This window comes from Nocardiopsis sp. Huas11, from assembly GCF_003634495.1.
GTDB lineage: Bacteria > Actinomycetota > Actinomycetes > Streptosporangiales > Streptosporangiaceae > Nocardiopsis.
In genome coordinates this window covers 419,629-431,502 of the sequence record NZ_RBKY01000001.1, presented here as the reverse complement: position 1 = coordinate 431,502, position 11,874 = coordinate 419,629, and the positions used below count along the sequence as shown (strand labels likewise).

Sequence of the window (11,874 nt, the reverse complement as noted above, 5' to 3'; positions counted from 1 at the left end):
GATACTGGAAGAGCTGGGATGACACCTCACCAACAGGGAACGAGCAAGAGCGCCCCCGCCGGAGCGCGGGCCGGCTTCGCCGAGCACATCGCCGCGGTCCAACGGCTGCGCCGCGACTTCCGGGCGCTTCCGCAGGACGCGCCCGTCCGGCTCGCCAAGCCCACGTCCAACCTCTTCCGTTTCCGGGAACCCTCCTCGGCGCCCTCCCTCGACGTGTCCGCCTTCTCCGGGGTCATCGCCATCGACCCGGTGGAACGCCTCGCCGACGTCGGCGGCATGACCACCTACGAGGACCTCGTCGCCGCGACCCTCCCGCACGGACTGATGCCCACCGTCGTGCCGCAGCTGCGCACCATCACCGTGGGCGGGGCGGTCACCGGCCTGGGCATCGAGTCCTCCTCCTTCCGCAGCGGACTGCCCCACGAGGGGGTCCAGGAGATGGAGATCCTCACCGGGTCGGGCGACGTCGTCACGGCCACGCGCGACAACGAGCACAGCGACCTCTTCTACGGGTTCCCCAACTCCTACGGCACCCTCGGTTACAGCCTGCGCCTGCGCATCGAGCTGGAACCGGTCTCCGCCTACGTGAACCTGCGGCACCTGCGCTTCTCCGACGCCGCCGAGTGCATGGACGCCCTGGCGCGGATCTGCGCCGACGCCGAGCACGACGGGCAGCCGGTCGACTTCGTGGACGGGGTGGCCTTCGGGCCCGACGAGCTCTACCTCACCGTCGCCCGCTTCACCGACCAGGCGCCGTGGGTGAGCGACTACACGGGCAACGACGTCTACTACAAGTCGATCCCGCGCTACGCCGGGAACGGGCCCGGCGACTACCTCACCGTCCACGACTACCTGTGGCGGTGGGACACCGACTGGTTCTGGTGCTCGCGCGCCTTCGGCACCCAGCACCCCCTCGTGCGGCCGCTGTGGCCCCGGGCGCTCAAGCGCTCGGACGTCTACCGCCGGCTCGTCGCCTGGGACCGGCGCACCGACTTCTTCCGGCTCCTGACCCACTACCGCGGCAAGCGCCCCCAGGAGCCGCTCATCCAGGACATCGAGGTCGGCGTCGAGCGCGGCGCGGAGTTCCTGGACTTCTTCCACTCCGAGATCGGTATGACACCGGTCTGGATGTGCCCGCTCAAGCTCAGCGAGCCGCGCCGGCCCGCCCTGGGCGGGAGCGACGAGCACGTCTGGCCGCTCTACCCCCTGGAGAACGACCGCCTCTACGTGAACTTCGGTTTCTGGGGACTGGTCGACATGCTTCCCGGCCAGCGCCGGGCCCACCACAACCGCCGGGTGGAGGAGGAGGTCGCCCGATTGGGCGGCCACAAGTCCCTGTACTCGGACGCCTTCTACACCGAGGACGAGTTCTGGAGCCTCTACAACGGGACGGCCTACTCGGGCCTCAAACAGACCTACGACCCCGGGGGGCGGCTCCTGGACCTGTACGCCAAGTGCGTGGGCAACCGCTAGCGCGCGACCGCCGGCCGTGGTCCGCAGTCGGGGCAGCACGGGCCGGGCGGTCGAGCACACCGCAGTAGACCAACAGCGGGAGGCGACCCGAGGGGATGGGCCGCGTCCACGAGAGGAAGGACGAGAGCATGCGGCTTGCGGAGATCTTCGAGAGGGTCGTCGGCCGGGACGCCCCCATCCGGTTCACCGCCTACGACGGCAGCACCGCCGGGGACCCGAACAGCGACGTCGCCCTCCACGTGCGGACGCCGGTGGCGGTCAACTACCTGGCCCAGTCGCCCAACGCCGTCGGGCTGACGCGCGCGTACGTGTCCGGTCACCTCGATCTCGAAGGTGACATGTACACCGCCCTGCGCAGGATGGCGGACTTCGCCTTCGCGGAGGGCGTCAACCTCTCCGTCGGCGACATCGCGGGGATCGTGCGGTCGGTGGGATGGGTCAAGTTCGTCAACCGGGTGGCCCCGCCGCCGCAGGAGGTGACCCGGGGCAGGCTCGCGGGCCTGGGCTGGCGCCACTCCAAGCGGCGGGACGCCGAGGCCATCCACCACCACTACGACGTGGGCAACGACTTCTACGAGCTGGTCCTGGGCCCGTCGATGACCTACACGTGCGCCGTCTTCGACGAGGCCGACGGCGCCCTGGAGCGCGTGGGCGAGTCGGCGGCCGGGGCGAAGGGCGCCGGCGAGGACGCCGGCAAGCACGGGGGCGGCGCGCTGGAGAGCGCCCAGTTCCGCAAGTACGAGCTCGTCTCGCGCAAGCTCGGCCTCCAGGAGGGCATGCGCCTGCTGGACGTGGGCTGCGGCTGGGGCGGCATGGTCATGCACGCGGCCCGCGAGCACGGCGTGCGCGCCCTCGGCGTCACCCTGTCCAAGGAGCAGGCGGAGTGGGCGGCCAAGCGGATCGCCCAGGAGGGGCTCTCGGAGCTGGCGGAAGTCCGCCACATGGACTACCGGGACGTGCCCGACGCCAGCTACGACCGGATCAGCTCCATCGGTCTGACCGAGCACGTCGGCGCCAGCAACCTCGGCTCCTACTTCGACTCGCTGTACGCCAAGCTCGTCCCCGGCGGACGCCTGCTCAACCACTGCATCACCCGCCCGCGCAACGACCTCAAGCCGATGGACCCCAAGGGCTTCATCAACCGGTACGTGTTCCCCGACGGTGAGCTGGAGGGGCCGGCCCTGATCCAGCGCGAGATGAACGACGCCGGGTTCGAGATCCGCCACCAGGAGAACCTGCGGGAGCACTACGCCCTGACCCTGCGCCACTGGAGCGCGAACCTGGACCGGAACTGGGACGAGGCCGTGGCCCTGGTCGGGGAGGGCACCGCCCGCGTGTGGCGGCTCTACATGGCCGGCTGCGTCGTGGGATTCGAGAAGGACGTCGTACAGCTGCACCAGATCCTCGGTGTGAAACTCGACGGCACCGAGGCCCACATGCCCCTGCGTCCGCGGTTCTGACGCCTCCGGGGCCCGCCTCGCACGCGGCGCCGACCGTCGGCGGCGCGTGAGGGGCGGGCCCCGGCTCGTCGTGCCCCCGCGGTTCCCGGCTTGTCGTGCCCCGAGGCCCCCGGCTTGGCGGCATGATGGGACCCGCACCACTCCGCACAGCCATGTGAAGGGACTCCGTCCGTGTCCTCTGACGACAACGCACCCCAGGGCGACCAGACACCCGCGTCCGACCCGCCCGCCCACGTCAAGGAGACCGCGATCGCGCTGGTCGGCGCCTACGCCGACCACAACCGCGACGAGCTCGACCGGGCCCTGCCCCGCGCCGAGGCCGACGCCGACCTGCTCACCTCGGAGCTCAAGGTCGTCGCGGCCTTCCTCAGCCGACGGGTGCAGCAGACCGGCGTGGTGTGGAAGCCGGCCGACTCCCGTGAGGCGGTGGCGCGCACCGTCGCCGAGATGCTCCCGCCCGAACTCGAGTTCGCCGTCTCCACCGCGTGGGAGGCGCACTCCGTGGGCGAGGAGGAGGCCGCCGAGCGCTTCACCCGGGGCGACCCCATGGTCTACGTGCACATGCTCGCCGCGTTCAGCGCCGCCATCGGTCTGGCGGTGTACAAGCGGGCCGAACTCGTCTCCACCCTGCGCCAGGTCATGGGACTGGACGAGGAGGACTGACCGGGCGGCGCGAGCGGCCGCGGCCCTCGTCAAGGGCTCGCCCCCTAACAGGTCAGACACAACGTGGAGTGGTTTACTTCACAAGAGCCGGTTCCTTACGTAGGTTTCCTACAACCCCCAGGGGACCCTCGAAAGGAACGGGAGGCGCGCCGATGGCCCGCAGCCGCACACACAAGTACGTTCCCCTCCCCGCCGCCGCAGTGGCCCTCACCCTCGCTGTGACCTCCTGCGCGACCGGCGGCTCCGAGACCGACACCCTCCAGGTGTGGATCATGCAGGGCACCAACCCCGACGAGACGGCCTTCTTCGAAGCGGCCAACGCCGCGTTCACGGAGGAGACCGGTATCGGGGTCGAGGTGGAGTTCGTGCCCTGGCAGGACGCCCACGACAAGATCTCCACCTCGATCGCCGGCGGGACGATGCCCGACGTCGCCGAGCTCGGCAACACCTTCACCCCCGGATTCGCCGACGCCGGGGCCCTGCACGACCTGTCCGCCTACGTCGACGACACCTCGGCGTACATTCCCGGCCTGATGGAGATGGGCGAACTGGACGAGGGCGTCTACGGCGTCCCCTGGTACGCCTCCATCAGGTCCGTCGTCTACCGGTCCGACCTGTTCGAGGAGCACGGCCTGGACGTGCCCGCGAACTGGGCGGAGCTGCGCGAGACCGCCGTCGCCCTGTCCGAGGCCGAGGGGGACATGACCGCTTTCCCCGTCCCCGGAGACGCCCAGTACTCCGTCATGCCGTGGATCTGGGGCGGTGGCGGTGAGATCGCGGTGCAGGGGTCCGACGGCACGTGGGACTCCACCATCGACACCGACGAGGGCAGAGCGGGCGTCGAGTTCTTCACCGGCCTGGCCCTGGAGGACGGCGTCTCCTCCACCGGCGCCGTGAACTGGAACGAGATCGACGTCATGGAGTCCGTGGCCGAGGAGGAGGCCGCCATGGCCATCCTGGGCAGCGCGAACCCCAAGGCGATCCTCGAGGCCAACCCGGACCTGGAGGGACGGATCGGCTCCTTCACCCTGCCCGGCCAGGACGGCGGCCACATGCCCTCCTTCGCCGGCGGCTCACTGCTGTCGGTCTTCGAGGGCACCGGGAACGAGGAGGCGGCCCAGAGCTACGTCGAGCACCTCACCGGGGACGAGTTCTCCGCCCGCTGGGCCGAGGAGACCGGGTTCTTCCCGGGCACGATCGAGGGCGTCGACACCTTCTCCGCCTCGGCCGACCCCATCCTGGAGCCCTTCGCCGTCCAGCTCAGCGAGGCCAGCCGGGGCCTGCCCGTGACCCCGGAGTGGAGCCGGGTGGAGTCGGAGAAGGTCATCGTCGCCATGCAGCAGGACATCCTCAACGGCAACGCCACCGTGGACGAGGCCACGGAGACCGCCGCCGCGGAGATCGAACGCATCCTCAACGGGGGTTGAGATTGGGAACGCCGCTCGGGTTGGGCACGCGGTACCGGGAACCGGGCCTCAGCGGCCCGGCGCCGCGGCCGGCTCCGGGAGGCAGGGGCGCGCTGCTGACCATGCGTCGGCGGCGCGCCCTGCTGCCCTGGGCGCTGCTGACGCCGGCGCTGGCCGTCATCGGACTGCTCCTGCTGTTCCCGCTCGGCCGGATCGTCTGGCTGTCGTTTCGCGAGTACGGGCTGCGCGAGCTCGTCTCCGGCGAGTCGGCCTTCGTCGGCCTGGCCAACTACCTCACCCTGATGGGCGACCCGTACCTGTGGCGGGTCGCCATGCTCAACACCGTGGCCTTCGCCCTGGTGGCGGTGGTGGCGACCATCGTGCTCGGCACACTGGTCGCCCTGCTGCTGTCGACCCTGCGTCCGGTGACCCGGGTGGCCGTGGTCTCCTGCATCATGGTGGCCTGGGCCATGCCGGCGGTCAGCGGCACCTACGTGTGGCTGTGGATCTTCGACGTCGAGAGCGGCGTGGTGGCCCGGGCGCTGATCTCCGCGGGCGCGATCGACCCCGCGGGCTACAACTGGTTCGCCGACCGCGTGTTCTTCTACGCGATCGCCACGCTCAACGTGGTCCACGGCGGGTTCCCGTTCGTGGCCGTGACGGTCCTGGCCGGGCTGCTGACCGTGCCCCGGGAGCTGCACGAGGCGGCGCTGATCGACGGCGCCGGGGCGTGGCAGCGCTTCTGGCACGTCACCTTCCCCGTCCTGCGCCCGGTGTTCGCCGTGGTCACCGTCCTGTCCACGATCTGGGACTTCAAGGTGTTCGCGCAGATCTACCTCATGCCCGGCGGCGACGTGGGCGGCTCACAGATGCTCAACCTCGGCGTGTGGGCCTACGTGCGCTCCTTCAGCCACAACGACTACGGCCTGGGCTCGGCGATCGCCGTCCTGCTCTCGCTGCTGCTGCTGAGCGTCACGGTGGTCTACCTGCGCGTCCTCTTCCGGGAAGATGAGCTGCGATGAGCTCAGTGCACTCCTTCGATGAGCTTGGCGCGCACCCGGCGCCAGTCGACCGAGCCGAGCGAGCGCCGGTTCAGGTCCGCGCGGACCGCGCCCATGGTGCGCAGGTCGAAGTCGCCGAGCGACCGGCCGTCGTCGTTGTCCCGGTTCACCAGGTTGTCCACGTACACGAACAGCCGCTGGCCGCTGTGGTCGCCCAGGGCGTGGCGCACCGCGCTGTCACGGAAGCGCGCGTCGTAGGGGATCCAGCTGATGATCACCTCGGTGGGAGAAGGGCCGACCGTCTCGTTCACGGCGTCACTCCCCCTCCCCGGTCGACACGGTCATCGCTTCCTCTCCGGCGTCGGCGCGCGGCACGCGTCCGGACTGGACCGGAGTCTAACCATCCCCGCCCCGCGACGGGCAACCCGGTGAGCGAGTGAGGAGCCCCGTTGGACACGACCACGGCAGCGGCCGTCCCTGAGCGGCGGGCCTCCCGGCCGAAGCGGAGCCCCGGCCGCGGGAGAGGGCGCGGACCGGCCCGGCCGGCCGCGGCGGCGGCCAAGGCCGCGGGCGTGGCGATCCTGCTGTTGTTCACGCTCTTCCCCGTCTACTTCATGCTGGTCAGCGCGTTCTCCGACCGTTCGACGGCCGGCGGCGGGACGCTGGTGCCCACGGACCTGACCGTCGACAACTTCGTCTACGTTCTGACCGAGGGCGACTTCGGCCGCTACATGCTCAACTCGCTGGCGGTCGCCGCGGTGACGGTGACGGGCGCGTGCGTGCTGGCGCTGCTGGCCGCCGTGGCGGTGACGCGCTTCCGCTTCCGGATGCGCACGGCGGTCCTGGTCATGGTGCTCGTGGTGCAGATGGTGCCGTTGGAGGCGCTGGTCATTCCGCTCTTCCTCCAGGTCCGTGATCTGGGCATGCTGAACACCCTGCTGGGGCTGGGGGTGGTCTACATCGCCCTGTCCCTGCCGTTGGCGGTGTGGATGATGCGCGGTTTCGTGGCCGCGGTGCCCAAGGAGGTCGAGGAGGCCGCCTACATCGACGGCGCCTCGTGGCCGCGCATGTTCTGGTCGGTCCTGTTCCCCCTGGTGGCGCCGGGGCTGGTGGCCACGGCCATCTTCGCGTTCATCATCGCCTGGAACGAGTTCGTGCTGGCGCTGACCTTCATGACGCGCAGCGAGAACTACACGGTGGCGGTCGGGCTGCGCCAGTTCTTCGGCCAGTACGCCAACGACTGGGGGCACGTGATGGCCGCGTCCACGCTCATCACCCTGCCGGTGATGGTCTTCTTCATCCTCGTCCAGCGCTGGCTGGTCTCGGGCCTGGTCCAGGGCGCCGTCAAGGGCTGAGGACGGCGGGTGCACTCATCCCGCCGCCCCGCCTGAGGGGGAGGGGCGGGCCGACCCGGCCGGGGGGAGGAGTGCCCCGGGTCGGCCCGTGACCACGCGCCCGAGGGGTCGCGCGCGGTCCGGATCAGCGCAGTTCGCGCTTGAGGATCTTGCCCGTGGCGGTCATCGGCAGCTCGGTGCGGAACTCCACGGAACGCGGGTACTTGTAGGCGGCCAGGCGCTCCTTGGCGAAGTCGATGATCTCCTGCTCGGTGGCGTCGGTCTCGGCGTCCTTGATCACGAACGCCTTGACCTCCTCGCCGTGGGTGTCGTGCGGCACGCCCACGACCGCGGCCAGGCTGACGGCCGGGTGGGTCATCAGGACCTCCTCGATCTCCCGCGGGTACACGTTGTAGCCGCCGCGGATGATCATGTCCTTGGACCGGTCGACGATGAAGTACATGCCGTCCTCGTCCCGGCGGGCGATGTCACCCGTACGGAACCAGCCGTCGCGCAGCACCTCGGCGTTGGCCTCGGGGCGGTTGTGGTAGCCCTTCATCACGCAGTGCCCGCGCACCGCGATCTCGCCCTCGTCCTGGACCTCGTTCCACTCGGGGTCGATGAGCTTCATCTCCACACCCCACACCGGCAGGCCGATCGAACCGGTCTTGGCCAGGACCTTGGGGTTGTTGAAGGAGACCACCGGAGAGGTCTCGGACAGGCCGTAGCCCTCCTTGATCTCCACACCGAAGGTCTTCGTGAAGTCCTCGGCCAGCTGGCCGGGCAGGGAGGCTCCGCCGGAGGCGGCGTCGACCATGTTCGACGCGATCTTCTCCAGGTCGTAGGCGCCGGGCTCGGCCGCCTGGACCGCGTTGAGCAGGCCCCAGTACATGGTGGGCACGCCGGCGAACCCGGTCACGCCCTCCTTCTCCATGAGGCGGAGCGCCTCGGCGCCGTCGAACCGCGGCATGAGGACGAGCGTCCCGCCCCGGTACAGCGGGCCGTTGAGCATGACGGTCTGGCCGAAGATGTGGAACAGCGGGAGAACGGTGAGCGAGACGTCGCGGCCGTCGGGGTGGGCGTTGACCACGCGGGCGGAGATCACCGCGTTCATGAGCAGGTTGTTGTGGGAGAGCTCCGCGCCCTTGGGGCGGCCCGTCGTGCCACTGGTGTAGATGATGACCGCGGTGTCCTCGGCCCCGCTCTGCACGGTCTCGAACTCGCCGGGCTGGCCCTCCAGCGCCTTCCACAGGGTTTCGGCGCCCTCGATGGTGGACTCCGTGGCGCCGGGCGTGCCGGGCAGGTCGATGTAGGTCTCGCAGGAGTCGACCTGGCCGAAGGCCTCGAACGCGCGCTCGCCCAGCGGCAGCTCGGGGCTGCCGGTGAAGGCGAAGAGCGCCTTGGCGCCGGAGTCCTCCAGGTGGTAGGCGATCTCACGCGGAGTGAGGAGCACGTTGAGCGGGACGACCACCGCGCCCGCCTTGAGGGCGCCGTAGTAGACGAAGGGGAAGTAGGGCAGGTTGGGGCTGGCGAGGGCGACGCGGTCACCGGGGCGCACCCCCCGGGACACCAGCAGGTTGGCGACCTGGTTGGCGATCATGTTGGTGATCGCGTAGTTCAGTCGTAGATCGCCGAAGACCAGGCAGTCCTTCTCGGGGACGGACCGGGCGCCGTCCTCGAGGAGTACGGACAGGTTGAGCATGGGGCCTCCCGCTAGGCACGTGGGCAACGGACCCGGCTGTGGCCTGGGTCGCGTGTGCTGCGTCACTATTTACGGCAGGGTAACAAACCGAGCGGTCGGTGTGGAGCACTCGGGGGTCGGTAAAATCACCGATCTTTCGGTCACTCTCCGTGTCCGAAGCGGCACCCGTGCGCCGCGGTCGTGCGTGCCCGTCGTGACCGGCCAACCGCTAACCTGGGTCCAGTACACCCACACCGGACAGGAACTTGCCAGAGATGACAGCGGTAGACGGCGACCAGACGACGGGCGACACCTACGACGCCCGAGCCCTCCAGGACAAGTGGCAGGCGCGCTGGGCCGCGGAGCTGCCGTTCCAGGCGAGTGAGGACCCCGGCGACACCAGGCCCCGCTCCTACATCGTCGACATGTTCGCCTACCCCTCGGGCGACCTGCACATGGGCCACGCCGAGGCCTACGCCATCGGCGACGTCATCGGGCGCTACCGCTTCCAGCGCGGCGACAACGTGCTGCACCCCGTCGGCTGGGACTCCTTCGGCCTGCCCGCGGAGAACGCGGCGATCAAGAACGACTCTCACCCGGCCGAGTGGACCTACGCCAACATCGAGACTCAGGCGGCCTCCTTCCGGCGCTACGGCATCGGCGTCGACTGGTCGCGACGGCTGCACACCAGCGACCCCGAGTACTACAAGTGGAACCAGTGGCTGTTCCTGCGCTTCTTCGAGCGCGGCCTGGCCTACCGCAAGGACGGCCAGGTCAACTGGTGCCCCAAGGACCAGACGGTGCTGGCCAACGAGCAGGTCGTGCAGGGCCGGTGTGAGCGCTGCGGGTCCGACGTCGTGCGCCGCAGCCTGAACCAGTGGTACTTCAAGATCACCGACTACGCCCAGCGCCTGCTGGACGACATGGACCAGCTGGACAACGGCCGCTGGCCGGACGAGATCCTGGCCATGCAGCGCAACTGGATCGGCCGTTCCACCGGCGCCGACGTCCACTTCCAGATCGAGGGCCGCGACGAGCCGGTCACCGTGTTCACCACGCGCCCGGACACGCTGTACGGGGCCACGTTCTTCGTGGTGGCCGCCGACGCCGAGCTGGCCGACGAGCTGTGCGCGCCCGAGCAGCGCGAGGCCTTCGACGCCTACCGGCGCGACGTCGCCAAGCTCTCCGACATCGAGCGCCAGGCCACCGAGCGCCCCAAGACCGGCGTCTTCCTGGGCCGGTACGCGATCAACCCGGTCAACGGCGAGCGCATGCCGGTCTGGGCGGCCGACTACGTGCTGGCCGACTACGGCCACGGCGCCATCATGGCCGTCCCCGCCCACGACCAGCGCGACCTGGACTTCGCCCTGGCCTTCGACCTGCCGGTCAAGGTCGTCGTGGAGACCGGAGAGGCCGACCCGGCCGAGACCGGCGTGGCCACCGCGGGCGAGGGCACCCTGCGCGACTCCGGTCCGCTGGACGGCCTGGACAAGACCGCCGCCATCGAGCGGATCATCGAGGTCATGGCCGAGCGCGGCACCGGCGCCGGGACGATCAACTACCGCCTGCGCGACTGGCTGCTGTCCCGCCAGCGCTACTGGGGCACGCCGATCCCGATCATCCACTGCCCGTCCTGCGGCGAGGTGGCCGTGCCCGACGAGCAGCTGCCCGTGACGCTGCCCGAGCTCAAGGGCGCCGAGCTGGCCCCCAAGGGCGTCTCGCCGCTGGCCGCGGCCAAGGAGTGGGTGGAGGTCGACTGCCCCTCCTGCGCAGGCCCGGCCAACCGCGACACCGACACCATGGACACCTTCGTCGACTCGTCCTGGTACTTCCTGCGCTACTGCTCGCCGCACGACGACAGCGCGCCGTTCGACAGCGAGGCCGTCGACAAGTGGGGCCCGGTCGACCACTACATCGGTGGCAAGGAACACGCGACGCTGCACCTGATGTACGCGCGCTTCTTCACCAAGGTCCTGCACGACATGGGGATGGTCTCCTTCACCGAGCCCTTCCGCCGGCTGACCAACCAGGGCCAGGTCATCAACGAGGGCCGGGCGATGTCGAAGTCGCTGGGCAACGGCGTCGACCTGGGCAAGGAGATCGACGCCTACGGTGTCGACGCGGTCCGGCTGACCATGCTGTTCGCCAGTCCTCCGGAGGAGGACGTCGACTGGGCCGACGTCTCGGTCACGGCCGCGCAGAAGTTCCTCAACCGCGCCTACCGGGTGATGTCCGAGGCCGGTGCCGCCAGTCGGCCGGGCACCGACCCCGCCACGGGCCACGTCGAGCTGCGCCGCGTCACGCACCGCTCGATCGACCAGATCACGACCCTGGTCGAGTCGCGCCGGTTCAACGTCGCCATCGCCCGCGTCATGGAGCTGGTCTCGGCCGCCCGCAAGGCGATCGACTCCGGGCCCGGCGCGGCCGACCCCGCGGTGCGCGAGGCGGCCGAGTTCGTCGCCGTCGCCCTGTCGCTGTTCGCGCCCTACGTGGCCGAGGAGGGCTGGGAGAAGCTGGGCCACGTCGGCACGGTGGCCGTGGACAACTGGCCCGAGGCCGACCCGGCGCTGCTGGTCCAGGAGGAGGTCACCTGCGTCGTCCAGGTGCAGAGCAAGGTGCGCGACAAGCTGACGGTGGCGCCGGACATCGACCCGGCCGAGCTGGAGCGCCTGGCCCTGGCGTCGGAGAAGGCACGCAACTTCATCGGTGACAAGCAGGTCCGCAAGGTGATCGTGCGCGCGCCGAAGCTGGTGAACATCGTCGTCGGCTGACCCGCGCCCCGATGGCGGTCGCCCGCGGCGGCCGCCACCGGCGCGCACGGGTGCAGGCCACGACCGACAGTGAGGCGGTGACCGG

General features: G+C 70.2%; 9 protein-coding genes. 7 read left to right on the top strand and 2 right to left on the bottom strand.

What is annotated here, in order from left to right; genetic code table 11:
• The first annotated feature begins 18 nt into the window (after positions 1-18).
• From DFP74_RS01900 to DFP74_RS01880, 5 genes are all read left to right on the top strand, one after another.
• Positions 19-1,473: an FAD-binding protein gene (locus DFP74_RS01900; protein ID WP_121180119.1), complete on the top strand. Its 1,455-nt coding sequence runs from the start codon at positions 19-21 to the stop codon at positions 1,471-1,473.
• Positions 1,474-1,601: 128 nt separating this feature from the next.
• Positions 1,602-2,933 carry a cyclopropane-fatty-acyl-phospholipid synthase family protein gene (locus DFP74_RS01895; RefSeq protein WP_121187967.1) on the top strand — a complete coding sequence of 444 codons (1,332 nt, stop codon included), beginning with the start codon at positions 1,602-1,604 and terminating at the stop codon, positions 2,931-2,933.
• A gap of 171 nt (positions 2,934-3,104) precedes the next feature.
• The gene (locus DFP74_RS01890) at positions 3,105-3,596 is read left to right on the top strand and encodes a hypothetical protein (protein ID WP_121180118.1); all 492 of its coding nucleotides are present in this window, start codon (positions 3,105-3,107) and stop codon (positions 3,594-3,596) included.
• Positions 3,597-3,748: 152 nt separating this feature from the next.
• Positions 3,749-5,023: a sugar ABC transporter substrate-binding protein gene (locus DFP74_RS01885; protein WP_121180117.1), complete on the top strand. Its 1,275-nt coding sequence runs from the start codon at positions 3,749-3,751 to the stop codon at positions 5,021-5,023.
• A 101-nt stretch (positions 5,024-5,124) separates the two neighbouring features.
• Positions 5,125-6,024 (top strand): carbohydrate ABC transporter permease, encoded by a 900-nt coding sequence (locus tag DFP74_RS01880; protein WP_121187966.1) that lies wholly within the window; start codon positions 5,125-5,127, stop codon positions 6,022-6,024.
• Positions 6,025-6,026: 2 nt separating this feature from the next.
• Here the strand turns inward: DFP74_RS01880 and DFP74_RS01875 are convergent, their stop codons facing one another.
• Positions 6,027-6,314 carry a hypothetical protein gene (locus tag DFP74_RS01875; protein WP_121180116.1) on the bottom strand — a complete coding sequence of 96 codons (288 nt, stop codon included), beginning with the start codon at positions 6,312-6,314 and terminating at the stop codon, positions 6,027-6,029.
• Positions 6,315-6,617: 303 nt separating this feature from the next.
• Here DFP74_RS01875 and DFP74_RS01870 point away from each other — a divergent pair, with 303 nt between their 5' ends.
• A complete protein-coding gene (locus DFP74_RS01870; RefSeq protein ID WP_121187965.1) occupies positions 6,618-7,358 on the top strand; it encodes a carbohydrate ABC transporter permease in 741 nt (246 codons plus the stop codon).
• A gap of 124 nt (positions 7,359-7,482) precedes the next feature.
• On the opposite strand, the gene DFP74_RS01865 is transcribed toward DFP74_RS01870, so the two are convergent.
• Complete coding sequence (locus DFP74_RS01865) at positions 7,483-9,039, bottom strand: long-chain fatty acid--CoA ligase (RefSeq protein WP_121180115.1); 1,557 nt, start codon at positions 9,037-9,039, stop codon at positions 7,483-7,485.
• Positions 9,040-9,293: 254 nt separating this feature from the next.
• Here DFP74_RS01865 and leuS point away from each other — a divergent pair, with 254 nt between their 5' ends.
• The gene (gene leuS / locus DFP74_RS01860) at positions 9,294-11,789 is read left to right on the top strand and encodes a leucine--tRNA ligase (RefSeq protein WP_121180114.1); all 2,496 of its coding nucleotides are present in this window, start codon (positions 9,294-9,296) and stop codon (positions 11,787-11,789) included.
• Positions 11,790-11,874: the final 85 nt, after the last annotated feature.